Raw genomic sequence first — 23,462 nt, forward strand, 5'->3', positions numbered from 1 at the left:
GCCGGCTCTCGCCGGGTCCTGGATGACCCGGGACACAGCACTGCCCCGCCCAGGGCCGTGGCCTTGGACGGGGCAGCTGTAGGCGGCTGGCTACTCGGCAGCCTCGGTGTACAGGGACTTCTTCGAGGTCTCCGGGGCGAGGATCAGCGCGATCAGGGTCAGCACGCCCAGTCCGGCCAGGTACAGCCCGACCGCGCCGACGCCGTAGGCCTGCACCAGCCAGGCCGCCACGAAGGGGGTCAGCGCCGCACCGAGGATGGATGCGGCGTTGTAGGCCACACCCGATCCGGTGTAGCGGGTGTTCGTGGGGAACAGCTCCGGCAGCACCGCGGACATGGGGCCGAAGGTGAGACCCATCAGCGTCATGCCGACGGCGAGGAAGGCCAGCATCTGCCAGACGTTGAGGTCCTCGCCGGTGCCCATGGAGTCGGCGGAGAGCCAGTATCGGAAGCTCAGTCCGAAGGCCATGATCGCCAGGGTGACCACGATCAGCATCGGGCGTCGGCCGAAGCGGTCGGCCAGTCGGCCTGCCACCGGCACGAAGATCGCGAAGAAGGTGATGGCGACGATCTGCAGCACCAGGAAGTCCTGGTAGCCGTAGCTCAGGCCTCCGACCTCGGCGCTGCCGATGGCGTAGGAGAGCACCCAGGTGGTCATCAGATAGAACAGCCCGTAGGTGGCCAGCATGATGAAGGTGCCCAGGATGATCTCCCACCAGTTGCGCCGGAAGACCTCCCCGATGGGGGTCTTGACCCGCTCGTTGCCGGCCATGGCCTTGGCGAACACCGGGGTCTCCTCGATCCGCAGCCGGACGTAGAGCCCGACGGCGACCATGAGCACCGAGAGCAGGAACGGCAGGCGCCAGCCCCACACCAGGAACGGATCATCGAGGTCACGCGCGGTGGAGTCATAGGCGAAGAGGGTGGCCAGCAGCAGGAAGAGGCCGTTGGCGAGCATGAAGCCGAAGGGAGCACCGAGCTGCGGCCACATGGCCGCCTGCGCACGCTTGCCCGGCCGGGCGGTCTCCGAGGCCAGCAGCGCGGCACCGGACCATTCCCCGCCCAGTCCCAGTCCCTGGCAGAAGCGCAGGATGGTCAGCATCGCGGGCGCCCAGAGCCCGACCTGGTGGTAGGTGGGCAGCAGACCGATCAGGAACGTGGCGATGCCCATGGTCAGCAGCGCGCCGACCAGGGTGGCCTTGCGTCCGACCTTGTCCCCGTAGTGGCCGAAGATGATCGCGCCCAGCGGCCGCGCCACGAAGGCCGCACCGAATGTGGCCATGGAGGCCAGCAGCGCGGAGCCCTCGTCGCCGTAGAAGAAGAGCAGCGGGAAGATCGAGACGGCCGCGGTGGCGTAGATGTAGAAGTCATAGAACTCGATCGTGGTCCCGATCAGCGAGGCCATGATGATCCGGCGGCGCGGGACGGTGAGGTTCTCATCGGCCACGTCATCGACTCTTCGTTTCGAGGCGCTGGGCACAGAGGGGTCAAGAGAGGTAGACATTGCTGGGCATCTCCACAGAAGGATTGATGGTGAGGCGCCGAGTGCGGCGCAGACCCAAAATGATAGGACGAGGCCGTGGGAGCCCGGCACCCGAGCCGAGGCAGTCTCATCAGCTGAGACTGCAGGGGCGGCTTCCAGAGACCGATCCGAATCGTTCCAGGGATGATCCATCTCTTCGAGTCGTACTGATCTGGTCGGGCCTACGCTCGTACGTCACTCTTGGCGACTCTGTCGCCCGATTCAGGCGTGGCGCCGATGCCACGTGTTCGCGCTGCGGAGTCGCGCGTCTACGCGGAGCGCAGGTACGCCCCCCCTGGTTTCGAGCCCTTCGTGGTATGAAATCGCTTGGGATGACGGTCGTGAAAGACTCGTCTCCCAGCGCACCCCGTGAATCCGACAAAGCTTCCGCCGGACCCGCCGCGAGATATAAGCATCGGCTCCAAAAAGGCATGCCCACCGCGTTCGCGACCAGAGAACATACATCCAATAACCAGCAATAGAATTTCTAATAAAACGAACTTAAATCTATTGGCTGATATAGAATTCAATGCGATCAATTAATGCTTCCAAGCCGATCTCAAATTCATTTTTTGAGTGATCCTCGCTTAGGGCTGTTTTCAAACGCATTACCACTGGGACTGCACTGAGGTCGAGTCCGGAATCCCCTTCAGGAACAATCGCATTTCCCTCGTCCAGGGGAACCTCTACGGATGAGACCTCAGCTCCGCGGACGACTGATTCCAGCAGCAGGTGCCCCAGAAGGAAGCTGCTGATTATTCGATAGGTGTGAACTGCGGCAGAGTCGCTGAAACCATGGTCGATGAGCGCGCGCAGGAAGCCTTCTACCAGGGAGAGGCTGCGCAGTGGGGGGCGAAGCCACGGTGCCGAAGGGTGGCGGGTCGCGACGAGCGGGAAGACCAGAGGGTGCTCGACCGCGATCTGGCGAACCTGATGGGCAAATGTCTGAAGATACCCCTGCCACGTCTCACTGAGCTGCTTGTCGAGATCGTCTTCCAACCCTTGTAAAAGTTCAGCGACGACGCTCTCGAGCAGGTCTTCGCGCCCTGAGACGTGCCTGTACAGCGCCATCGCCTCCACATCTAGGCTGGCACCGAGGGCGCGCATCGTCAGCTTCTGTGCACCATGCGTGTCGATGTACGACAGGGCCGACCTCACAACCAGTTCACGGCTGAGCCCGGGTCGCGCCTTGTCTGAACCTGCAGCGTCGGTTGTCCGATCCATTTGCGTTTACCCCGATACCTGATAGGTGACTTCCCCAAAAGACGCCCAGCTGGTGAACGCTTCTGCGTGCGCTCATCCATGGTACTCCGGCGGAGTTTCTTCGCAGATTCAGTCGAGTTCACCGCTGGAACCGCATGCCCAGGATCGAAGGTCTTGGACATCGACTCGGATGCCCAGACCAGAAGCGATCGCCGATGGGCCCTGGCAGGTCGGGCCGCCTTGCCCGGCGCAGCGCGGCGTGCTGCCACGTGATCCTCAGATTCCGACTGGATGACTATTGCTCAGGGCTGTGTTTACAGTGTAATCTCCAGAGCAGGCTGAAACCCCGAAGCCGCAGCGATGACGCGACGACGGGTGCTTGCCTGCTACGAACGCTTCGGTCGGAGCCGGGAGCACCCTCAAGCACCTGCAGGCACGGTTGCCGCGATGACATAGACGGTGCAGTTGATTCCAGCAATTATTTAACTCGAATCAATTGGCATATAAATGTTCGTTTCAATAATCTTGACCCCCGAAGCTCGGGGGCATGGGAAGGCGAGTGAATGACCATGGTCAACAGCAACTTCGACATCGACTCGATCGAGAACGCAGATGTATATGACAGTGAGGGAGCCAAGGTCGGCTCCGTCGGTCAGGTCTACGTGGACAGTCAGACTCAAGAACCCGAGTTCGTCACCGTGAATATCGGCCTCTTCGGCGCCAAAGAGACCTTCATTCCCTTCGGCGCGACCGACTACTCCCCCGAAGGTCTCAGGGTGCCGTTCACCAAGGCCTACATCAAGGATGCCCCCAACATCGACGTCGACGGACACCTCAGTGTTGAAGAGGAGCAGCGCCTCTGGGACTACTACAGCCCTGATCGCGGCACCGGACGCCAGGGAACAGACGCTGGCGGTCCCGGTCTTGACACCACTGCCGCAGATGCCGACAAGATGGTCGCTCATGAGGAGCGGCTGAAGGTCGGCACCGAGCAGCGCGAGGCCGGCCAGGTGCGCCTGCGCAAGCGGATTCGCACCGAGAACCAGAGCATTGAAGTGCCCGTCCAGCGCGAAGAGCTCGTCGTCGAGCGGGAGACGGTCGACCCGAACTCTGCCGAGGCGCGCTCTGCAGGCACGATCGATGATGCGGGTCGCCAGGATGAGGTGGTGACGCTGCGCGAGGAGCGCCCCGTGGTCGACAAGGAGACCGTGGCCACGGAGAAGGTCAATGTCGGCAAACGCACCGTCCAGGACACCGAAACCGTCTCCGGCGAGGTCCGCAAGGAAGAGATCGACGTTGAAGGCGACGCTGAGCCCGGTGCGAAGCGGTGAGTGACATTCCTGCAGCCTGCGCATTCAGGGTCTGACGTCGAGCACCTACCGGGGGCGGGTCTGAGAGTGGGATCCGACCCCTGGTAGGTGCCATCAAGAACAGGCCCCGGGTGCCCGGAGGGCACTCTCGCAAGATGCAGGATCTCCTGCTGATCGGGAAATCCGTGATGGCCGGTTCTTGGGCCCGATCCATCTACCGGTCCTGCGGCACGGGGCAGCTTGACCTTCGAATGCCAGTAGCAACTACTGGTTGCACGTCGTTTCACATGTAGAGGGCACACATCATGAGTCACCCCGCTAAGCCGCCCGAACCTGCAGTTCCAGAGTTGCTGACCCGCCTCTCAGAACAGACCTCACGATTGGTCCGCGACGAGGTGCGACTCGCCCAGGCGGAGCTGACCGCGAAGGCCAAACAGGGCGGTATCGGTGCTGGGTTCCTCAGCGTCGGAGGCATCCTGGCGTGGTTTGGCGTCGGTGTTCTGATCACCACACCCGCCCTGGGGTTGGAACGGACGATCACCAACGTCAAGCAAGACGTTGCCGAGGTCAAGGAACACACCCGCCATGACACCCGCTGAACACGAGAATTCTCAGGGGCCCCGCCGACTACAGGCACGAAGAACCCTTCCGCTGCTCAGTCGGCGCGAGCTCGGTGAGACTGTCGGGGCTCTCGCCGCGACCGCAGCCCTCCTCCCAGCCATCCGGGCTCGTCGGTGAGGTGCTTCTCGCGGGTGCTGTACACGGAGCGTTCTTCGCCTTTGTCGATGCCCTCGTAGATCGCGGTGGACCTCGGGCGTTTCAGCGGCTCACCGGAGAGTGGCCAGGCGACTAGACCCAGACCGTCACCGTTTCCAGGAGCTCGTGCTCCCTACACACCCGGAGAAAGGCACGTTTCATGTCTCACAGCTCCCGCGACAATACCCAGAGTGATCCGGCGGACGCTCCTCACCCGGAAGACGATCGCAAGCCTGACTCTCCTGCTGAGATCACCAAACCCACGTGGAAGTACATCCTCAGGACCACGATCCGCGAATTCTCCGCGGACGGTTGCACCGATCTGGCCGCCGGCCTCACCTACCGCACTGTCCTTTCCATCTTCCCGGCACTGATCGCCGTGGTCTCGGTGCTGAGTCTCTTCGGGCAGGGCGGAGGAACCGTCACCGCGGTCCTCGATCAGGCGGAGGGCATTGTTCCCTCCGACACGTGGGGCACCGTCCGACCTGCCTTGGAGTCTGTCCTGACAGCCCCTGCTCCGGGGCTGGGGCTCATCCTCGGATTGCTGGCCGCGCTGTGGTCGGCCTCCAGCTACGTGAAGGCCTTCGGCCGGGCGATGAACATCATCCACGAGGTTCCTGAAGGTCGTGGTGGGATCAAGCTCAATGTGCAGATGTACCTCCTGACAGCGCTGATCCTGGTCCTGGGAGCGGTTGCCCTGATGATCCTCATCTTGTCGGGACCGGTCGCAGAAGCCGTGGGAAGCGCGATCGGGCTTGGCTCAACCGCGATCACGGTGTGGAGCATCGCCCAATGGTTCGTCCTGGCGTTCGTCGTCGTGTTCGTCGTTGCTCTGCTCTACTATGCGACTCCCAACGTGCATCAACCGAAGTTCCGCTGGGTCAGCGTCGGTGCCGTCATCGCCATCGTGGTCGCAGTACTGGCCTCTGTGGGCTTCTTCTTCTATGTGTCCAACTTCGGCAACTACAACGCCACCTATGGGGCGCTGGCCGGGGTCATCATCTTGTTGCTGTGGATATTCATCGTCAACGCGATCCTGCTCTTCGGTGCGGAGGTTGATAGCGAAGTCGAGCGCGGCCGTGAGCTGCAGGCTGGAATGCCTGCAGAGGAGAACCTCCAGCTGCCAGCCCGAGACACCAAGGCCAGCGATAAGAAGGCAAAGAAGCATCAGGAGGATGTCCAGCGCGCACGTAATCTGCGCAGGTCTGCAGGCCGCAGCCAAGACGAACCAGCAGTCGGACCGGATGAAGCTGTCCGGCGCTGAGATGTCGGGCGTCGCCCGTCCAGTTGATCTCCAGACTCTCTTTTCAACCTCGGTTCGCCGCGAATTCGAGGACACGACGAAAGGTAATCATGTCAAACCCACACAGCACCCCTCATAGCAATCTCGGCGGAGAGGACGCGTCACGAGCCCATACGCTCCCGACGCCTCCGTCGACCTCACCCGGCAGGGAAACGGGTTCTGCAACGAACGATCTCCCACTTGGGACCATGCCGATCTCCGGGCAGCCACAGCACTCGGGGCGTCCCGGCTCCGGGTCTGGTTCCACGTCCGATTCCACGTCCGATTCCACGTCTGGTTCCACGTCCGATTCTGCGTCCGATTCTGCGTCTCAGACCCAGAAGAAGTCGGATCAGGCCAAGGGCGCAGCCCAAGATGTCGCCGGCGACGCCAAGGACGCCGGACGAGCAGTCAAGGACACCGCGGCCCAGGAAGCCTCCGGAGTCAAGGACGACGCCGTCCGCGAGGCCAAGCGCCTCGGCGGCGAGGCGGGCACGATGCTGGAGTCCCAGGCGTCTGAGCAGCTGGACCGCGCAGCGGGCACGGTGCGCACCTTCAGCGACGACGTCGCGCGCATCGCTCGCGGTGAGAAGCCCGAACCAGGTGTCGCGAACGACCTCCTGGACCAGCTGAGCTCCCGGGCCGAGGCCACGGCGACCTGGCTTGAGGACCATGACCCCAGGGAGGTCCTCCACGAGGTCCAGAGCTTCGCGCGGCGTCGTCCGGTTGCCTTCCTTGCCATCGCAGCCGGTGTCGGCTTCGCCGCCGGCCGGCTGACCCGAGGACTCAAGCAGCACCACGCCGATGACGCAGGCGCCGTCGCAACCGGGCCTGCTGCCGGTGGTGCCGACTCCGGCACTGCCCCGGCCGGACCAGGGACGGCCCGGTCAGGATCCGGCTCACCGGCAGCTCCGGTGTCCGGACACCAGAGCGCTGGTGCCCCGGCCTATGAGACCGGTCCCGCCAGTCCCACCCCGGGTTACACCGGCGGCACCGATCCCTACGCCGGCGGTGCTGGCCGATGAGCAGCCATGCCCGTCGCCCCATGGACCCAGAACCCACATCTGGGACAGGATCCACGCCTGGGTTGGAGCGCAGAGCGGAAGAGGAATCCCTGGGTTCGCTCATGTCCAACGTCAGCAGTGACCTCTCTACCCTGATCCGGCAGGAGATCGCCCTCGCCAAGGCCGAACTGAGCGAGACCGCGAAGAACGCAGGAAAGGGTGCCGGCATGCTCGGCGGCGCCGGAGTCGCCGGCCACTTTGTGCTGCTCTTCCTCTCCGTCGCCCTCTGGGCCGCCCTGGGTGCCACCGCGATCGGCAGCGCCTGGTCCGCGGTCATCGTCGCTGCGATCTGGGCGATCATCGCCGCCGTGCTGGCGGTGCTCGGCAAGAAGAACTTCGATCAGGCCGAAGGAGCGCCGCAGACCGCGGAGACCCTGAAGGAAATCCCTGATGCTCTCACCCCTTCCAAGGAGACACGATGACACAACAGAGCCCCGATGAGATCCGCGCCGATATCGAGCGGACCCGCAACAGCCTCTCCCTAGACGTTGACGCCGTCGCCGACAAGGTTTCCCCGTCGAAGGTGGCCCAGCGCCAGACCGAGAAGATTCGCAGCACCGTTGGAGGTTGGAAGGACAGTGTGATGGGGTCAGCCGATGATGCCTCTTCGGAGGTCTCTGAGAATGCCCATAGTGCCGCCGCGAGCGCTCAGCGGGCACCCCAGGAGCTCAAGCGCAAGACCCGGGGCAACCCGCTCGCGGCGGGTCTGATCGCTCTGGGGGCGGGCTGGTTGGCGGCGTCCATCCTTCCGGCCTCTGAGCCGGAGAAGAAGGCAGCGGCGAAGCTTGAGGATCAGGCTCAGCCGCTGGTGGATGACGCGAAGCGCCAGGCGCAGTCGATGGCCGAGGAGCTCAAGGAGCCCGCCCTGGAATCGGCGCAGCGGGTTCAGGACTCCGCCACGCACAGCGCTCAGAACGTGAAGTCTGAAGTTCAGGACCAGAAGGACACGGTCGCTGACTCCGCGAAGTCCTCGGCTGAGGAAGTCCGGGGCAGCTGACACTTGGTGCGCCAGGGCGGGCCTGCGGTATCGACGTTGGACCCGCCCTGGGCATCGATGGCTCGCGAAGGTGGTTCCAGTCATCGCCCTCTACACCCCTGGCGTTGTTCTTCGGGCGCGCGTTGACCTACTTCCGGGGGCGTTCCACACCGACTGCACCGCAGCCATGAGCACGGTGTCGTTCGCAGTGACCCTCGACGCGTCGAACACCACCGACTTACCGGGGATGATGGGGGCCGAGGTCGGCGGTGAAGGACAGATCGCCATAGAGCCCATCCGCGACCATCGCCTCGAGACCACTCATCAACTAGAGCTGCTCGGTCTGCAAGTCATTGATGCCTCTCCTCCCCGAGCGTTCTCGTTCTTCACGTCCGCGAGCGCGAAGAACGAGGCCTCCATAGGGTTGATCCGCGACCGCCCAGGAGTGAACTCGATCACCACGAGCTCTCAGTAGTACACCGCCAGCGGCCCGCGCGGACCCTCGATCACGGTGACCTCGGTGTCGAAGACCCTGCTCAGCACCGCATCCTGCATGATCTGCTCCGGGGTTCCGTGCTCGACCACCACGCCGTTCTTCATGGCCAGGATCTTGTCCGAGTAGCGGGCGGCGAAGTTGATGTCGTGCAGCACGATGACGATGGTGCGGCCCAGCTCGTCGGCGGCGCGGCGCAGCTGCTGCATCATCTGCACCGCATGCTGCATGTCGAGGTTGTTCAGCGGCTCATCGAGCAGCACGTAGTCTGTATCCTGCGCCAGCACCATCGCCACATAGGCGCGCTGGCGCTGACCACCGGAGAGCTGGTCGAGGTACCGCCCCTCCAGTGCGGTCAGGTCCAGGAAGTCGATGGCCTCAGAGATGTGCCGCTCGTCGTCCTGGGTGAGCCGGCCCTGCGAGTGCGGGTACCGGCCGAAGCCCACCAGTTGGCGCACCGTGAGCCGGGTGACGAAGTGGTTCTCCTGGCGCAGGATGGAGAGGATCTTGGCGATGGTCCTCGACGGCGAGTTCACGACGTCGTGCCCAGCCACCTCGATCCGTCCGGAATCCACATCGAGCAGCCGCCCGATCATGGTCAGGATCGTGGATTTTCCGGCGCCGTTGGGGCCCACCAGCGCGGTGATCCCGCCGGCGGGGATGTCCACGCTGACCGGGCCGATGGCGACGGTGTCGCCGGCCCCTGCTGCGCCGTAGTTCTTGGTGACCTCGGTCAGGCTGATCACAGGCGACCCTTTCGCATCAGGACTATCAGGAAGACGACTCCGCCGATGAGCTCGATGATCAGGGTCACCGCGCCCTGGGCGTAGAAGATGTTGCGCATGATGAAGTACGCCCCGGCCAGGACGGTGTAGCCGATCAGCATGGCCATCGGGAACAGCATCCGGTGGGAGTAGGTGTCGGCGAACTGATACGCAAGGGTGGCGACCAGGAAGCCCAGGAAGGTCATCGGGCCGACCAGCGAGGTGCTCATGGCCATCAGCACCGAGACCAGTGTCAGGATGATCATCACCTCCCGCCTGTGGTTGACCCCGAGGTTGTCTGCGGTGCTGCGTCCCAGGGCGACCACATCGAGCCGTCGCGCCCGCCACCACAGCGCGCCCGCGGCTGCCAGCGCGATCGGGATCGCATAGGGCAGGTATTCGGCGCGAGCGTTGCCGATGTTGCCGAAGAGTCGGGCGGTGAGCACATCGAACTCGCTCGGGGTGAGCACTCGCTGCATGAAGGTCGACAGCGAGCCGAGTCCGCCGCCGATCACCACGCCCACCAGCAGCATGATGTGGATGTTGGAGAACCTCCCGCTCAGCAGCCAGGAGTAGAGGATCGTGGCGAAGAGCACCATCGCAGCGGCCTGCATCAGGAACTGCGGCAGTCCGGTGACCAGGGTGATCCCGGCGATGCCGAAGAAGAACACCGCGCCGGTCTGGATCGCCACATACAGCGATTCGAATCCCATGATCGAGGGGGTGATGATCCGGTTGTTGGTCGCCGTCTGGAACGCCACCGTGGCCATCGCCTGGCAGAAGACGACGACGCCGATGACCAGCACGGTCTCCACGCGCATTCCCGCGATCAGCCAGTATCCGTCAGAGCCGAAGGGCATCGGGTTGTCGTAGCTGAGGATCCCGGCGGTGAAGAACACCGAGAGCCCGCCAAGCAGCGCCATGACGCCCCAGCAGCGCAGGCCGTGGCGTCGGGTGGTGATCGCCCCGGAGCGTCGGCGTCGCGGTGCGGGGGTGGTGCCGGCGGAGGTCATGGCGGTTCCGGCGGAGGTCGTGGCGGTTCCGGCGGAGACCTGTGGGGTGCGCCGCTCGCGATCAAGCTGCGCGGTCATGTGAGGAGCCCACCTTTCCTTCGCTGCCGCAGGAGCAGGCCGACGAACACCACGGCCCCGACCAGCCCCAGCACCAGACCCACCGGGATCTCGAAGGGCGCTCGGATGGTGCGGCCGATCAGGTCGCAGACGGTCACGGTCGCGATCCCGAGCAGCGCGACCCATGGCAGGTTGCTGCGCAGGTCATCGCCGCGGAAGAGCGAGACGATGTTGGGCACCACGAGCCCCAGGAAAGGCAGCGTGCCCACCACGGTGGCGGTGACCCCGGTGGCCACCGCGACCATGGCGGTGCCCATGAACAGCACGGCGGTGTAGTTCAGGCCCACGTTGGTGGCCATGTCCTTGCCGAGTCCGGCCACGGTGAACTGGTCGGCGGTGATGAAGACCAGGATGGTCACCACCAGCACCAGGAACATCAGCTCATAGCGCCCTTCGACCACGCGGGTGAAGGATCCGGCGAACCAGATGCCTAGGGTCTGCAGATGGTCGGTCATCAGCGCGATGTAGGTGGTGAAGGAGCTGACCACGGCGCCCAGCATGATGCCGATGATCGGCACGATCAGCGAGGACTTCAGGGTCACCCGCTGCAGGAACAGGAAGAAGATGACGGTGCCGATGAAGGCCATCGTCACGGCGCCGCCCATCCGGGCCAGCATCGAGGCGCCGGGGAAGAGCCAGAGCACCAGGATCAGTCCAAGCCCCGCCCACTCGGTGGTGCCGGTGGTGGTGGGCTCCACGAAGCGGTTCTGGGTGAGCAGCTGCATGATCAGTCCACACATGGCCATCGAGGCGCCCGCCAGGACCAGCGCTATGGTGCGCGGGACGCGGGTGATGCCGAACATCCAGAACCCGTCCTCCGAGAAGACGTCGTACTGCCCGGTGGTCAGCGAGAGCAGCAGCAGCCCCAGGGTGATCAGGATCCCGATCACCAGCGCCGGGGTGAAGAGCCGATGCCTGCGGGTCCAGCGGGCCTCCGGAGACTCCGGCGGGGTCTCCGGAGGCGCGTGTCCGTCGCGGCTCAGCGCCGCGGGAGGGGTTTCAGGCATGGGAGGCTTTCCAGGAGCAGAAGCATAACTATGCAAGTCCTTGCATTTTCTGTCACGTTTGATTCGGAATAGCGAATACTGGCATGGCGCTATTAAGGACGGTCCCACACAGGTTGTCCAGGCCTGCGTGGGACCGTCGGGCGACCATCATTCACCGACTGGCAAGAAAGTGAACTGCGGTCATTCCGCGGCCTCGAGTGTGTCTGCGAAGTCGCGGAAGAATTCGGTGTAGGCCTGGATGTCTTCGGTGAGGTAGAAGTTCTCCGGCAGGTACACGATCTGACCGTGCTCCACCGCGGAGACGTCGGCCAGCGCGGCCGACTCCTCGACGATCTCTGCAGCGGGGCTGTACTCCTCGCCCTCCTCCTGGGTGATCCGGGCATCGCGGTCCAGCACGAGCAGCCAGTCTGGATTCGCGGTGGCGATCGCCTCCACCGAGATGTCATCGCCGTGGGACTCGTTCTCACCCTCCTGCTCCAGTGCGGGAGTGAGGTCGAACGTCTCGAAGACCGGCCCGATGGCGCGGCCATCAGGACCTGGGGCGACATAGCTCATGTCACCGCCGGAGGTGAGCAGCCCCATCACGGTGGACTCGCCGTCGTAGGCGTCCTGGACCCGGGCCATCTCGGCCTGAAGCTCCTCGACGAGCTCCGCGGCGACATCCCTTTTTCCGAAGACCTCGCCGAGTGATTCGGTCTTGCGGATGAGCTCTTCGACCAGGTCAGCGTCTGGCTGGGGCTCGAACTCCAGGACGGCGGCCTCCGGCGCCAGTCCACGGAGGTCGTCGTAGTAGTCCTGGAAGCGCTGCCCGTTGATGATCAGATCGGGCTCTGCCGCGACCACGTTCTCCAGATCGGGCTCGCGGTGATTGCCCAGGTCCAGGATGGACTCATCCTCGGCGTAGGCGTGGGTCTGGGCATCCATCAGGCTGCGCGCAGCGGCGGTGGGCTCGACCCCGAAAGCTTCCAAGGTCCGATAGGACCTGTTGTCGGTGACGACGACGCTCTGCGGATCGGTGGAGACCTCGTGCGTGCCGTGGTCATCTTCGATGGTGATCGTCGCCGCGCCTGCGCCTTCAGCTTCAGCCTCGGCGGCCTCGGTCTCACCCTCCTCCGCTTCGGCGGCTTCCGGCCCGCCTGCTTCCGCCTGGGCGGCTTCCGGCTCCTCGGCCTCGGCCTGCGACCCGCAGGCACTCAGGGCGAGCAGCGCGATGACGCCGATGGAGAGCGTGCCCAGGATCCTGGATCGATGCGCCCGAGAGGCGCTGCGCACAGGCCCCTCGTGGGAGACATTCTCGCACCCAGGGCACTGAGACGCGATGTCCTCGGATGTGAATTCTTCAATGGGCATGGCCCTACCTTTCACGATGCAGAGTGCCGGAGTGAACCAGCGGAGTGACGTGGAGACTTAGTGTCGCCTAAGCTAAATAGAAGCTACAGACTTAACTAATTAAGCGCAAACGGCGCCTCTAATATGACAGCAGAAGCGATTCGCGCAGCATGTCGTGACGTATTGCCGTCAGACGGGCTGGAGTGCATCTCTCAAGCCCGGGACTGTTCCTGGCGACCGGTACCGTAGGAGCGATGTCCTCCCACGCTGCTGATCCGCTCGCCCCAGTTCTCACTCCCCAGGGGTGGGAGCTGCTGAACTCCTTGCCGCCCTATGACGAGGACGCGGCGTTCGGACTGAACATGCGGCTGCGCGAAGCCGGCCACCCGCCGGACCTGGTCGCGGCGGCCCTGACACAGTCACGTCTGCGCGCGGCTGCGCGGAAGAAGTTCGGAGACTTCGCCGAGCGGATGCTCTTCACCCACGAGGGACTGCAGCAGTCCACGCGGCTGCCGGTGGCGGCGCGCCATGCCCAGCGCTTCCGCACCGCTAACCTTGACCGGGTGATCGATCTCGGCTGCGGCCTGGGCGGTGATGCGCTGGCTGCGGCGTCGCTGGGATTGGCGGTGACGGCCGTGGAGGCCGATGAGAGCATCGCGGCAGCGGCGACCATGAACCTGCATCCCTTTCCGGAGGCAGCGGTCCAGCATGGCACCGCGGAGGCTTTCGCCGAGACCTTCGGCCTGCTTCACGCCGGTGCTCCCCCCGGCTGGGGTCTGTGGCTGGATCCCGCCCGCCGAGACCCGCATGCAGCCCAGGACGCCGCATCGACCGGGCCCGCCCGGCTCTGGGATCCTGAGTCCTTCTCCCCGCCGCTGAGCTTCGTGACCGCTCTGGCGCGCACCGGCACCCCGATGGGGGTCAAGCTCGGCCCGGGACTGCCGCATGAGCTGATCCCGTCCGACTGCGAGGCCGAATGGGTCTCCGTGGACGGGGACCTCGTGGAGGTGGTGCTCTGGTTCAACGCACTGGCCCGACCCGGAGTGCGCCGGACCGCGACGCTGCTGCACAGCGGGACCGCCGCACCCGTGGAGCTGAACAGTCCGGCTGACTTCGGCGTCGGCGTCGAGCTCGGACCAGCCGGGCGGACCGGGCTCGCCGGGGTGCTGCATGAACCGGACCCTGCGGTGATCCGGTCCGGCCTGGTCGCCGAGCTTGCCGACTCCCTGGACGGTCACATGCTCGACGAGCACATCGCCTATTTCTGCACGGATGCACCCGTGACGGACCCGTCCCACCGGCTCTCCCGGCAGTTCCGGGTGCTCGAGGTCGAGGCCTTCAACGTCAAGGCGCTCAAGTCCTGGGCGGCTGGCGCCGGGGTGACCAGCCTGGAGATCAAGAAGCGTGGGGTCGACATCGTCCCGGAACAGCTGCGCCAGCAGGTCCTGCCGAAGAAGCGGCCCAAGGGGCACAAGCATCACGCCACGGTGGTGGTCACCCGGCTGGGCGAGGACCGGGTCTTTGCGGTGGTGGAACCGCTGTGAGCACTCAGCAGGCGGAGTGCCCGCGCGGCAGCTCCCCGACCTCCACCGGCAGCGTTCCAGGCGCCTGTGCTCCGGCGAGCACCGCGGCGAGCGCCAGGAAGGATTCCTGGGTGCGGCCGTAGAGCGCGATCTGGGTCGCGGCATCGGCTCCGGCCAGCACCTCGGGGCGATCCAGGGCCACCGCGACGTCTCCGCCAGCGGCACTGGACTCGCCCACCAGGTTCACCACGGTTCCGGTGCCCACGCTGAGGCCGGCAGCCTCGGCGGCCTGCGTCAGCCGGGAGCGGTCCTGGTCGCTGCCGCCGACGATGGTGATGCCGGACGAGCCCAGATCGGCCTCGCACTCTCCGGCCACCAGGGTCACCGCGGATTCGCTCAGCTGCACCGCGGTCTCTGCGGCGCTGCCGGACTCCGCTTCCTCGGCAGGACTGCCTGCTGTCCCGTCCGCTTCGGCCTGGTCCGGATCCGTCTCATCGCCTGCTGCCTCTTCGCTGCGCAGCTCCTCGGGCAGCTGCGCCCCGGGCCCGGCGGCAAGGTCTCCGGCGGCCAGCTCGGCCTGCCAGAGCTGCAGCGCGGCGACGCGTTCGGACGCCTCCTCGAGGCGGGAGCGGTCAAGCTCACCTGACTCCACGGCCGCGACGAGGCCGATGTGGGCGCCGCGGACATCGGCTGGCATCAGCAGCAGGTCCGCGCCCGCCTCCAGGGCGGTCACCGCGGCCTGATCGCCGCCGTAGCCCTGGACGATGGCGCCCATGTTCAGCGCATCGGTGACCACCACGCCGTCGTGGCCGAGTTCGCGCAGCTCTGCGTAGGCGGCGGCCGAGAGTGAGGAGGGAACGCCTGCTTCCAGGGCAGGCACCTCGATGTGGCCCATCATGATCATCGGGACACCAGCTTCGGCGGCCTCAGCGAAGGGTGCCCAGTCGCGGGTGCGCAGCTCCTCCAGGCTGGCGCTCTGCACCGGCAGCGTCTGGTGTGAATCTTCGGTGACCGAACCGTGTCCGGGGAAGTGTTTGACCGAGCCCGCCAGCCCGCCGTCGGCGAGGCCGCGGATGCTCTCCATGGTCAGTGCGGCGACCGACGCGGCGTCAGAGCCGAAGGACCGTGAGCCGATGGTCGGATCCGAGGCCCCCACGGTGACGTCTCCGTTGGGGGCGAAGCTGGTGGTGAACCCCAGCTCGGCCAGCTCCGTGGCGAGCAGGCGGTGACCGGAGCGGGCGAGCGGGTCGTCGTCCTGCTCGTCGTGCTGCCCGCGTGCCTCCGGGTCGTCCTGCTCAGACGCGCCCAGCTCTGACGCGGCCGCGCCGTAGGCCATCGGCGTGGGCCATTCGGTCAGCGGTGCGCCGACCCGGGTGACGAGACCACCCTCCTGGTCCACGCTGATCATCGGGGGCACCTCACGCTCGCCGCCGACGTCACGCAGGGTGCTCAGCTCCTCGGCCAGCTCCTCGGTGTCGACACCCCCGTCCGAGGCGGGAACGTTGGCGCCCATGATGATGGCGCCACCCAGGTGCAGCTCTTCGATCAGGTCCGCCATCGCGGAGGCATCGGTGGTCGCGTATTCCCCGACCAGCACGGACCCGGCCAGCTCGGCGAGCGAATATTCGGTCACGATCTCGGCGGCGCGCTCCTGGTGCGGCTGCCCGGGTCCTGCGAGCGCGGCCTCCTGGGCCTGCTCGGCGTCGGCGCGGCGCTGTTCCTCCGCGGCTGCGGCGGCCTCCTCGGCGCTCTGCTCGCTCGGCGAGGCCCCATCCGTCGACTCACCCTCGGGGGCATCGGGATCGCCCGCCCCGGCGCAGGAGCTGAGGAGCAGACAAGACAGCAGCGCCACAGCCAGAAGCGGGCGACGACGCGAGGAACCGGCAGAAGACATGTCAGTCAGGATATCCGCGCAGCCTGGACAGCCGCGTCCGACCCCGCGGGTCACCACCCAGGTGGGTCCGACGCCTGAGCGAACGTCGGGCCGGGCATCCGGGATCGGCCGGTCGGGGCAGTATTCTGTGTGGTGATGCGGCCGCCGGCCCTGACACCCTGAGGAGCCAAGTTGGAACTACCCTTCGCTGAATCACGACGTTCCACCCTTGGCCTTGAATGGGAGCTGGCGCTGGTGGATCGACAGTCCGGAGACCTCCGGTCGGTGGCGGACAAGATTCTCAGCGCCTGTCATGAGGACATGCCGGATCTTCGTCCGGAGGACGAGCACCCCTACGTGAAGCAGGAGCTGCTGACCAACACGGTGGAGCTGATCACCGATGTCTGCCCGGATGTGAACACCGGTGTGGACCAGCTGCGCGAGACCGCTCGCAATGTGATGCGCCACTGTGAGCCGCTCGACGTCGAGCTGTACTGCCAGGGCTCCCATCCCTTCGCCGCCCCCACCGAGCAGGAGGTGACGGACAAGGAGCGCTACGCGGAGCTGATCCGGCGCACCCAGTGGTGGGGCCGACAGATGGTGATCTACGGGGTGCATGTGCACGTGGGGCTCGACGACGTGGCCCAGGCGATGCCGGCGGTGAACGCGCTGTGCAACTACAACGCCCACTTCCAGGCCCTGACCGCCTCCTCTCCCTACTGGTCCGGGGAGGACACCGGCTACGCCTCGCAGCGGGCGCTGGTCTTCCAGCAGCTGCCCACCGCGGGCGCGTCCTTCCAGTTCGAGGAATGGTCCGGCTATGAGAAGGCCGTCAGCGACCTGGAGCACACCGGGGTGATCAACGATGTCACCGAGGTGCGCTGGGACGTCCGCGCCGTGCCACGGCTGGGCACCGTGGAGCTGCGGGTCTGCGACGGACTGGCCACGCTGGAGGAGATCGCTGGAGTCGCGGCGCTGACCCAGTGCATCGTGCATTCCACGGTCAAGGACCTGGAGAACGGCGGCAAGGTGGTCTCGATGCCGCCGTGGTTCGTGCAGGAGAACAAGTGGCGCGCCGCGCGCTACGGCCTGGACGCCGAGATCATCCTCAACGCCGACGGCGACGAGATGCTGGTCACCGATCACCTTCAGCAGGAGCTGAACCGGCTCGAACCGGTGGCCAAGGAGCTCGGCTGTGCCGATGAGCTCGCCCTGGTGGAGCAGATGATGCGCGACGGCGCGGGCTACATCCGTCAGCGCCAGGTGGCCGAGACCCACCAGGGGGATCTGCGGCAGGTGGTGCTCGATGCGGCCGCGCGGACCCGGATGTCCATCAATGGGCCGCGGCGGGTCTGACCGCGCGGGCCTGAGCGTTCAGACCGGCTGAATCAGACGCTGATCAGCTGCACCGGCTGGGAGGAGTCTGCCGGGATCTGCAGCGAGGAAGGGGCGACACCGGCGGCGACGAGCTGCGCGCCCAGGGCCGCGACCATGGCGCCGTTGTCCGTGCACAGGCTCACCGGTGGAATCCGCAGCTCGATCCCTGCCTCGGCGCAGCGCTGCGCCAGCAGCTCGCGCAGCCGCTTGTTCGCCGCGACTCCCCCACCCAGCATCAGCGTGGTGATGCCGTGCTCAGCCGCGGCGCGCACGGCCTTGGCCGTGATGACGTCCACCACCGCTTCCTGGAAGCTGGCGGCGATGTCCGCGACCGGGACCGGTCGGCCGGCGGCCTCGAACTGCTCCACCGCGCGGGCCACCGCGGTCTTCAGCCCAGAGAAGGACCAGTTGTGCCGATGCTTCCCCGGCGCCTCGGCGGAGCCTTCGAACTTCGGCATGGTCAGACCGCGCGGGAACCGGAAGGCGCGCGGATCACCGGAGGCTGCGGCGGCGTCGATGGCGGGGCCTCCGGGGTATCCCAACCCCAGCAGCCGTGCGGTCTTGTCGAAGGCCTCACCGGCGGCGTCGTCGATCGTGGATCCCAGCAGCTCGACGTCACTGGTCAGCGAGCCGACCCGCAGGATCTCGGTGTGGCCGCCGGATACCAGCAGCGCTCCGGTGTTCTCCGGCAGCGCTCGCATGCCCCTTCCGGCCGCGGTCGCGGCATGGCCCTGCTGCTCACCAGGCTCGTCGGCGGGGTCGAGCAGGCCGACGCCGACGTGGGCGACGAGGTGGTTGACCCCATAGAGCGGCTTGTCCGCGGCAAGGGCGAGTCCCTTGGCGGCGGAGAGGCCGACCATCAGCGCTCCGGCGAGCCCGGGACCGGCGGTGACCGCGATGGCGTCGACCTCACGCAGCTCGATCCCGGCGGTGTCCAGCGCCTGGCGCAGCGTCGGGATGAAGGCTTCGAGGTGGGCGCGTGCGGCGATCTCCGGGATCACGCCGCCGAAGCGGACGTGTTCCTCCATGGAGGACGAGACGGTGTTCGCCAGCAGCTGGGTCCCGCGAACGATCCCGATGCCGGTCTCGTCGCAGGAGGTCTCGATGCCGAGCACCAGCGGGGCGCCGCGGGCCGAGGAGGTGTTGGTCATGGGGTCGAACTCCTGAGGTCTGCCGCTGAGCTGGGCGCGGTGAGGTCGGTCAACGGCTTCTGCATGATCAGCGCATCTTCGCCGTCGGGGTAGTACTGCGCCCGGGTGTGGATGTGGGTGAAGCCTTCACGCCGGTAGAGCGCCTGCGCCCCGGGGTTGTCGGCGCGGACCTCGAGCAGGATCTGCTCGGCGGACTGCTCCCGAGCGGCAAGGATCAGCAGGCGCAGCAACCGGGTGCCGAGTCCGTGGCCCTGTGCCTCGGGGGCCACCGCCAGGGTCTGAACATCGGCCAGCGGCAGCACGCACATCATGCCGGCATAGCCGGCGAGCCGACCTGCGGCATCCCGGGCCGCCCAATAGCGCCGGGTGGGCTCGGCGCCTCCGGTGGCGGAGGTGTGCCCCAGCTCGTCGTAGAAGAAGCTCTCCGGCCAGGCATCATGCGGGAAGAGCCGGTTCTCCAGGGCGAGCACCTCCGGCACGTCCAGAGCGGTCATCGGGATGACGCCGAATGGCTCGGGCGCAGGGTCAGCCTGGTTCGGTGAATCGGCAGGGTCCGTGGGGATGGGCGGGTTCGTGCCGGTCATGACGCCTGCTTCGCGCGCATCTGGGCGGGCACCTTGGCGTCAGACTCACGCAGGTACAGCGGAAGGGGTTCGCGCAGCACCGCGCTGGCGACGCTGTCGGGCTGGGCCGCCGGGTGCGCCCCAGCTTGGCCCGGGACTCGCCGGTCACGCCCAAGCTCGCGCTGGGCGAGCTGGCCCAGCTCCACCGCATCGGGCAGCCAGTGCGACTCCGGCGCCGCGCGCGGGGTCAGGGCCTCCGGATACAGGCTCGCGCCCACGCCGACAACGGGCAGATCTGGCAGCTCGGTGGCCGCGCTGACCTGGGGCCCGTCGAGCAGCTCGGCGAATCCGTGGGCGTCGGCGCGGTAGCGGGCCCAGTACACCTCGCGGCGGCGGGCGTCACTGGCGACGAGGAACTCCCCGGGCACGGCTGAAGGCTCGGCCGGGGAGTTCACGGCGCGCTGCGCCATCGAGTCCAGGCTGCACACCCCATGAAGCGGGACACCCCATACCTCGGCGAGCGAATGCGCCAGCGCGAGTCCGACCCGCAGCCCGGTGAAGGGCCCGGGACCCACTCCGACGACGACGCCGCACAGACCGGCTCCGCTCACCTCGGCCTCGCGCATCGTGTGCGCCACCGCCTCGGCGAGGACCTCAGCATGGGTCGTCGTCTCGGAGGTGCGCCACTGGGCGCGCACGTGGCCGTGGTCGAGCACGGCCACGGAGGCGCCGGCGGAGGAGTCGATCGCGAGAATCACCCCTCCATCGTAGTTCGTCCCAGCTGCGGGGGCCGCGCCCAGTCAGGCCCGTAGCCGCGCAGCACGGCGCGCCGTCGGGATCCCAAGACATCGGCCTCGGTCTCGGAGAAGTCGGTGACGATCTCGGTCTGCTGCCCACCCGCTCGCGGCGAGGACTCGGTGCCCTCACCCCGGATCAGCTCAAGGTCCAGCCAGGAGCCTTCCACCCCGACCAGTGCCGCTTCGACCATCCCGCGGCCCCACTCCACCACGGTCACGGAATCGGCCAGCGTGGAGCTCAGGTCCAGGGATTCCAGGCCGTCGGGGTCGGTGCGATAGGCGTCCACGTGGACCAGGTCCGGCCCGTCGCCCTGCGCTCGGTGGATTCGGCTGAGGATGAAGGTCGGCGAGCTGACCATCCCGCTGACCCCCAGCGCGCCGCCCAGGGCCTGGGTGAAGGTGGTCTTGCCCGCCCCCAGACCTCCGGTGAGCACCAGCAGCACGCCCGGGTTCAACAGGCTGGCGAGATCCTCGGCGAACCCGGCGGTGGCTTGCAGGTCATCCAGGATGACCTCGACGCTCCACCGCTCCCCCTCCAGCGGTGCGGCGGGGTCCTGGCCGTGGCTCATGCCGGACCCCGCGGGGGCGTGGCCGGTGAGGCGGGTGACGCGGCGGCGTGGACCGAACTCGTGGCGCCGCCTGCGGCCGGGGTCAGCTCAGAGTCCACCACGATGCGCGGGACGCGCTCCCCGATCCGGGTGATGATCTCGTAGTTGATGGTTCCGGCGGCGCTGCCCCAGTCGGCCGCCTCGATCCCGGAGTCTCCTCCGAAGATCACCACCTCGTCGCCGACCTGGACGTCGGTGTCCAGTTCTCCGAGGTCGACCACGAACTGGTCCATCGCGACCCGGCCCACCGACCGGTAGCGCCTGCCGCTGATCCATACCGGGGCGTGGACGGCCACGCGCGGGATGCCGTCGGCGTAGCCCAGCGGGATCAGGGCCAGGCTGGTGGGGCGGTCCACCCGGTGGGTGAGTCCGTAGCTGATGCCCTGGCCCGCACGCACGCGCTTCACATTGGCGACGGAGGTGCGCAGCTCCATGGCCGGGCGCAGTCCCAGGTCCTCGGCGGTCCGGTCGGCGAAGGGGCTGTGCCCGTAGACGCCGACCCCGACCCGCACCATGTCGAAATGGGCGTCCGGCCGGGAGAACGCGCCGGGGGTGTTCGCCACATGGCGGAGGTCTGGCACGATCCGGTGCTCCTCGGCCAGGGTCAGCGCCTCCCGATACACCTGAAGCTGCTCGTCGGTCTCACGGCGGTCAGGCTCGTCGGCCACGGCGAGGTGGGTGAAGATGCCCTCCACGCTGAGCAGGCCACGCTCCTGGAACTGCGCCGCGAGGCGCAGCAGGTCGGGCCAATCCTCGATGGTGCAGCCGTTGCGGCCCAGCCCGGTGTCGATCTTCAGATGCACGCGGGCCGGCTTCTGCAGGGATTCCGCGGCGCGGGCCACGTGGTGGATCTCCCAGCCCGAGATGCCCAGGTCGATGTGTTCGGTGATGGCCGCCGCGAAGTCCGTCCCGCGGGTGTGCAGCCAGGCAAGGATCGGCGCCTGGATTCCGGCGGCGCGCAGCACCAGCGCCTCGCTGACATGAGCGGTGCCCAGCCAGTCCGCTCCGCCGTCGAGGGCCGCCCGGGCGGCGGTGACCGCCCCGTGCCCGTAGCCCTCGGCCTTCACCGCCACGAGCACCTTGGCCGGATGCACGTAGGAGGCGATGGTGCGCACATTGTGCCTGATCGCGGCGGGGTCGATCACCGCCGCGCGCTCAGCGGCCTCGGGATGGGGGGTGGCGCGGGGGTCGCCGATGATGCTCATGTGACCACCCTATCGAGAGCCACGGACACTTCGGGCGGCGGCGCTACTCGCGCAGCGCGCCGATGAGCGCGCTGGCTCCGAAGTGTCCCCGACCGTGGGGATCCAGGCGCTGCGCGGCGGCGGCGTGCAGCCGGGCGCCCTCGGCTGCGATGCGGGCGAAGTCCAGGTTCTGCGCGCTCGACGCGGTGGCCAGCAGCGCCCCGATGATCCCGGTCAGCACGTCACCGGTGCCTGCGGTGGCCAGCCCGGGAGTCGCGGAGCGCACGATCAGCGGCGCGACGCCGTCGGGGCCCGCCACCACCGTGCTGGGCCCTTTGAGCAGGACTGTTGCGCCCAGCGCCCGGGCCAGCGCGCGGGTCGCCTCGAGGGTGTCCGGGTCCTCGGCGAGCAGGCTCTGCAGGGACTCGTCCTCCAGCACCTCGGCCATTCGTCGCGCCTCGCCGAGGTGCGGGGTCAGGATCAGCTGGGCACCGAGTTCTCCGGCGCTGAGCAGATCACCGCGGAGCAGCTCCAGGCCGGTGGCGTCGAGCACGCAGGGCATCCGCGATTCCACGGTGGCGCGCAGCATGGTCTCGGCCTCCACCTGGCGGGACCGATCACGTCCGAGACCAGGTCCGATGGCGGCGGCGGTGGCACCCTCGATGGCCTTCTCTGCGCGCCCGTGACTCATCACGGCTTCGGGCCAGGACTGCAGCACCGAGGATGAGACGCTGGCTTCGGCCTGCAGCCGCACCATCCCGACGCCTGAAGTGATGGCGGCGCCCACGGTCAGCTCGGCCGCCCCGGGGAACTGCGCGGAGCCGGCCACCACCTGCAGGATCCCGCGGCTGTACTTATGGTCCCCCGGTCGTGGTCGCGGGGCGTTGCGCTCAGGTCCGGTCAGCTCCCAGGCCGCAGGAGTGGGCAGCCGGTCATCCATTCCGATGTCCACGGTGTGGATCTCCCCGCTGAGCAGACCACCCTGACCCAGCAGCAGCCCCACTTTGGCCGCTCCGAAGGTGACGGTGTGCTGGGCCGCCAGGGCGTCACCGGGGCAGCGGCCCGTGTCGGCGTCGACTCCTGAGGGGATGTCACAGGCGACGACGGTGCTGGTGCGCGCCGCGTCGGTCAGCCCGGACACCTCGGGGAGGACGAAGGCGCCGCGGGCTCCGGTGCCCAGGATCGCGTCGATCAGCACCGTCGTGTCTGCAGGGACGTCCTCACGCAGCCGACCGCCGGCGCGGAGAAAGCCCTCCAACGCCTGCGGGTGGGCGCGGTCAGCGAGGAGCACTGCGTGCGCATCGACGCCTCGGGAGCGCAGCTCGGCCAAGGCGTAGAGTCCATCGCCGCCGTTGTTGCCGGCGCCGATGAGACCCACGACCCGCGCCCCATAGATTCCACCGGCGCTGCGGAGCAGCTCCAGCACCTGGCTGGCGAGGCCATAGGCGGCGCGGCGCATCAGGGCCGGACCTTCGCCGGCCTCGACCAGGGGCCTTTCAGCGGCGCGGATCTGGGTGCCGGAATAGAGCGGAAGCGAGGATGCAGTCATGG

The 23,462-nt window shown here is 67.2% G+C and carries 23 protein-coding genes; 10 read left to right on the plus strand and 13 right to left on the minus strand.

All coding sequences use genetic code 11. The features are described from left to right. Positions 1 to 90: 90 nt before the first annotated feature. A complete protein-coding gene (locus LTH93_RS07250; protein ID WP_241465345.1) occupies positions 91 to 1,503 on the minus strand; it encodes an MFS transporter in 1,413 nt (470 codons plus the stop codon). A 525-nt stretch (positions 1,504 to 2,028) separates the two neighbouring features. Next, on the minus strand, positions 2,029 to 2,745 hold the full coding sequence (locus LTH93_RS07255; RefSeq protein WP_241465346.1) for a TetR/AcrR family transcriptional regulator: 717 nt from the start codon (positions 2,743 to 2,745) through the stop codon (positions 2,029 to 2,031). A 542-nt stretch (positions 2,746 to 3,287) separates the two neighbouring features. Between LTH93_RS07255 and LTH93_RS07260 the strand changes: the two genes are divergently transcribed. The 8 genes from LTH93_RS07260 to LTH93_RS07295 all read left to right on the plus strand — a co-directional run bounded on the left by LTH93_RS07260 (position 3,288) and on the right by LTH93_RS07295 (position 8,587). Next, entirely contained in the window at positions 3,288 to 4,055 is a 768-nt protein-coding gene (locus tag LTH93_RS07260) for a DUF2382 domain-containing protein (RefSeq protein ID WP_241470556.1), read from the plus strand. A gap of 284 nt (positions 4,056 to 4,339) precedes the next feature. Then, positions 4,340 to 4,633 (plus strand): phage holin family protein, encoded by a 294-nt coding sequence (locus tag LTH93_RS07265; RefSeq protein ID WP_241470557.1) that lies wholly within the window; start codon positions 4,340 to 4,342, stop codon positions 4,631 to 4,633. Between the two features lie 74 nt (positions 4,634 to 4,707). Next, positions 4,708 to 4,887 (plus strand): DUF4235 domain-containing protein, encoded by a 180-nt coding sequence (locus LTH93_RS07270; RefSeq protein ID WP_370642712.1) that lies wholly within the window; start codon positions 4,708 to 4,710, stop codon positions 4,885 to 4,887. 63 nt (positions 4,888 to 4,950) lie between these two features. Further along, positions 4,951 to 6,054: a YihY/virulence factor BrkB family protein gene (locus tag LTH93_RS07275; protein WP_241470558.1), complete on the plus strand. Its 1,104-nt coding sequence runs from the start codon at positions 4,951 to 4,953 to the stop codon at positions 6,052 to 6,054. A 227-nt stretch (positions 6,055 to 6,281) separates the two neighbouring features. Next, entirely contained in the window at positions 6,282 to 7,097 is an 816-nt protein-coding gene (locus LTH93_RS07280; protein ID WP_241470559.1) for a hypothetical protein, read from the plus strand. Between the two features lie 101 nt (positions 7,098 to 7,198). Beyond that, positions 7,199 to 7,558 carry a phage holin family protein gene (locus LTH93_RS07285; protein ID WP_241465352.1) on the plus strand — a complete coding sequence of 120 codons (360 nt, stop codon included), beginning with the start codon at positions 7,199 to 7,201 and terminating at the stop codon, positions 7,556 to 7,558. Continuing rightward, positions 7,555 to 8,133 carry a DUF3618 domain-containing protein gene (locus tag LTH93_RS07290; protein WP_241470560.1) on the plus strand — a complete coding sequence of 193 codons (579 nt, stop codon included), beginning with the start codon at positions 7,555 to 7,557 and terminating at the stop codon, positions 8,131 to 8,133. The genes LTH93_RS07285 and LTH93_RS07290 overlap by 4 nt, the downstream gene beginning before the upstream one ends. A gap of 166 nt (positions 8,134 to 8,299) precedes the next feature. Beyond that, entirely contained in the window at positions 8,300 to 8,587 is a 288-nt protein-coding gene (locus tag LTH93_RS07295; protein WP_241470561.1) for a hypothetical protein, read from the plus strand. On the opposite strand, the gene LTH93_RS07300 is transcribed toward LTH93_RS07295, so the two are convergent. From LTH93_RS07300 to LTH93_RS07315, 4 genes are all read right to left on the minus strand, one after another. Further along, positions 8,581 to 9,351 carry an iron ABC transporter ATP-binding protein gene (locus LTH93_RS07300; RefSeq protein ID WP_342357726.1) on the minus strand — a complete coding sequence of 257 codons (771 nt, stop codon included), beginning with the start codon at positions 9,349 to 9,351 and terminating at the stop codon, positions 8,581 to 8,583. The two genes, LTH93_RS07295 and LTH93_RS07300, sit on opposite strands and share 7 nt — an antisense overlap. Beyond that, positions 9,348 to 10,460, minus strand: a complete 1,113-nt coding sequence (locus LTH93_RS07305) for an iron chelate uptake ABC transporter family permease subunit (RefSeq protein ID WP_370642713.1) — start codon at positions 10,458 to 10,460, stop codon at positions 9,348 to 9,350. Before LTH93_RS07305 ends, LTH93_RS07300 begins: the two co-directional genes overlap by 4 nt. After that, entirely contained in the window at positions 10,457 to 11,506 is a 1,050-nt protein-coding gene (locus LTH93_RS07310) for an ABC transporter permease (RefSeq protein WP_241470562.1), read from the minus strand. Before LTH93_RS07310 ends, LTH93_RS07305 begins: the two co-directional genes overlap by 4 nt. Positions 11,507 to 11,686: 180 nt before the next feature. After that, positions 11,687 to 12,856: a siderophore ABC transporter substrate-binding protein gene (locus LTH93_RS07315; RefSeq protein ID WP_241470563.1), complete on the minus strand. Its 1,170-nt coding sequence runs from the start codon at positions 12,854 to 12,856 to the stop codon at positions 11,687 to 11,689. A gap of 233 nt (positions 12,857 to 13,089) precedes the next feature. Here LTH93_RS07315 and LTH93_RS07320 point away from each other — a divergent pair, with 233 nt between their 5' ends. Then, the gene (locus LTH93_RS07320) at positions 13,090 to 14,379 is read left to right on the plus strand and encodes a THUMP-like domain-containing protein (protein WP_241470564.1); all 1,290 of its coding nucleotides are present in this window, start codon (positions 13,090 to 13,092) and stop codon (positions 14,377 to 14,379) included. 4 nt (positions 14,380 to 14,383) lie between these two features. Here the strand turns inward: LTH93_RS07320 and LTH93_RS07325 are convergent, their stop codons facing one another. Next, positions 14,384 to 16,252: a glycoside hydrolase family 3 N-terminal domain-containing protein gene (locus LTH93_RS07325; protein WP_241470565.1), complete on the minus strand. Its 1,869-nt coding sequence runs from the start codon at positions 16,250 to 16,252 to the stop codon at positions 14,384 to 14,386. 171 nt (positions 16,253 to 16,423) lie between these two features. On the opposite strand from LTH93_RS07325, the gene LTH93_RS07330 reads away from it, so the two are divergent. Continuing rightward, a complete protein-coding gene (locus LTH93_RS07330; RefSeq protein ID WP_241465360.1) occupies positions 16,424 to 17,587 on the plus strand; it encodes a glutamate--cysteine ligase in 1,164 nt (387 codons plus the stop codon). A 32-nt stretch (positions 17,588 to 17,619) separates the two neighbouring features. Here the strand turns inward: LTH93_RS07330 and tsaD are convergent, their stop codons facing one another. The 6 genes from tsaD to LTH93_RS07360 are packed head-to-tail and all read right to left on the minus strand — an operon-like array spanning position 17,620 to position 23,460. Next, positions 17,620 to 18,759, minus strand: coding sequence for a tRNA (adenosine(37)-N6)-threonylcarbamoyltransferase complex transferase subunit TsaD (gene tsaD / locus LTH93_RS07335; protein WP_241465361.1), 1,140 nt, complete (start codon positions 18,757 to 18,759; stop codon positions 17,620 to 17,622). After that, positions 18,756 to 19,343, minus strand: coding sequence for a ribosomal protein S18-alanine N-acetyltransferase (gene rimI, locus LTH93_RS07340; protein ID WP_370642715.1), 588 nt, complete (start codon positions 19,341 to 19,343; stop codon positions 18,756 to 18,758). The genes tsaD and rimI overlap by 4 nt, the downstream gene beginning before the upstream one ends. Then, entirely contained in the window at positions 19,340 to 20,080 is a 741-nt protein-coding gene (gene tsaB, locus LTH93_RS07345) for a tRNA (adenosine(37)-N6)-threonylcarbamoyltransferase complex dimerization subunit type 1 TsaB (protein ID WP_241465362.1), read from the minus strand. Before tsaB ends, rimI begins: the two co-directional genes overlap by 4 nt. Then, on the minus strand, positions 20,077 to 20,688 hold the full coding sequence (gene tsaE, locus LTH93_RS07350) for a tRNA (adenosine(37)-N6)-threonylcarbamoyltransferase complex ATPase subunit type 1 TsaE (protein ID WP_241470566.1): 612 nt from the start codon (positions 20,686 to 20,688) through the stop codon (positions 20,077 to 20,079). The genes tsaB and tsaE overlap by 4 nt, the downstream gene beginning before the upstream one ends. Beyond that, positions 20,685 to 21,932, minus strand: coding sequence for an alanine racemase (alr, locus tag LTH93_RS07355; RefSeq protein WP_241470567.1), 1,248 nt, complete (start codon positions 21,930 to 21,932; stop codon positions 20,685 to 20,687). The genes tsaE and alr overlap by 4 nt, the downstream gene beginning before the upstream one ends. A 43-nt stretch (positions 21,933 to 21,975) precedes the next feature. Next, positions 21,976 to 23,460, minus strand: a complete 1,485-nt coding sequence (locus LTH93_RS07360; RefSeq protein ID WP_241470568.1) for an NAD(P)H-hydrate dehydratase — start codon at positions 23,458 to 23,460, stop codon at positions 21,976 to 21,978. Positions 23,461 to 23,462: the final 2 nt, after the last annotated feature.

Origin of the sequence: Nesterenkonia sp. DZ6, assembly GCF_022565835.1 — a bacterium.
Taxonomy (GTDB): Bacteria; Actinomycetota; Actinomycetes; order Actinomycetales; family Micrococcaceae; genus Nesterenkonia.

Excerpts from the sequence above, each read along its gene's own strand:
- LTH93_RS07250 (WP_241465345.1), bottom strand. The coding sequence starts at position 1,503 with ATGTCTACCTCTCTTGACCCCTCTGTGCCCAGCGCCTCGAAACGAAGA.
- LTH93_RS07255 (WP_241465346.1), bottom strand. The coding sequence starts at position 2,745 with ATGGATCGGACAACCGACGCTGCAGGTTCAGACAAGGCGCGACCCGGG.
- LTH93_RS07260 (WP_241470556.1), top strand. The coding sequence starts at position 3,288 with ATGACCATGGTCAACAGCAACTTCGACATCGACTCGATCGAGAACGCA.
- LTH93_RS07265 (WP_241470557.1), top strand. The coding sequence starts at position 4,340 with ATGAGTCACCCCGCTAAGCCGCCCGAACCTGCAGTTCCAGAGTTGCTG.
- LTH93_RS07275 (WP_241470558.1), top strand. The coding sequence starts at position 4,951 with ATGTCTCACAGCTCCCGCGACAATACCCAGAGTGATCCGGCGGACGCT.
- LTH93_RS07280 (WP_241470559.1), top strand. The coding sequence starts at position 6,282 with ATGCCGATCTCCGGGCAGCCACAGCACTCGGGGCGTCCCGGCTCCGGG.
- LTH93_RS07285 (WP_241465352.1), top strand. The coding sequence starts at position 7,199 with ATGTCCAACGTCAGCAGTGACCTCTCTACCCTGATCCGGCAGGAGATC.
- LTH93_RS07290 (WP_241470560.1), top strand. The coding sequence starts at position 7,555 with ATGACACAACAGAGCCCCGATGAGATCCGCGCCGATATCGAGCGGACC.
- LTH93_RS07295 (WP_241470561.1), top strand. The coding sequence starts at position 8,300 with ATGAGCACGGTGTCGTTCGCAGTGACCCTCGACGCGTCGAACACCACC.
- LTH93_RS07305 (WP_370642713.1), bottom strand. The coding sequence starts at position 10,460 with ATGACCGCGCAGCTTGATCGCGAGCGGCGCACCCCACAGGTCTCCGCC.
- LTH93_RS07310 (WP_241470562.1), bottom strand. The coding sequence starts at position 11,506 with ATGCCTGAAACCCCTCCCGCGGCGCTGAGCCGCGACGGACACGCGCCT.
- LTH93_RS07315 (WP_241470563.1), bottom strand. The coding sequence starts at position 12,856 with ATGCCCATTGAAGAATTCACATCCGAGGACATCGCGTCTCAGTGCCCT.
- LTH93_RS07320 (WP_241470564.1), top strand. The coding sequence starts at position 13,090 with ATGTCCTCCCACGCTGCTGATCCGCTCGCCCCAGTTCTCACTCCCCAG.
- LTH93_RS07325 (WP_241470565.1), bottom strand. The coding sequence starts at position 16,252 with ATGTCTTCTGCCGGTTCCTCGCGTCGTCGCCCGCTTCTGGCTGTGGCG.
- tsaD (WP_241465361.1), bottom strand. The coding sequence starts at position 18,759 with ATGACCAACACCTCCTCGGCCCGCGGCGCCCCGCTGGTGCTCGGCATC.
- rimI (WP_370642715.1), bottom strand. The coding sequence starts at position 19,343 with ATGACCGGCACGAACCCGCCCATCCCCACGGACCCTGCCGATTCACCG.
- tsaE (WP_241470566.1), bottom strand. The coding sequence starts at position 20,688 with ATGAGCCACGGCCAGGACCCCGCCGCACCGCTGGAGGGGGAGCGGTGG.
- alr (WP_241470567.1), bottom strand. The coding sequence starts at position 21,932 with ATGAGCATCATCGGCGACCCCCGCGCCACCCCCCATCCCGAGGCCGCT.
- LTH93_RS07360 (WP_241470568.1), bottom strand. The coding sequence starts at position 23,460 with ATGACTGCATCCTCGCTTCCGCTCTATTCCGGCACCCAGATCCGCGCC.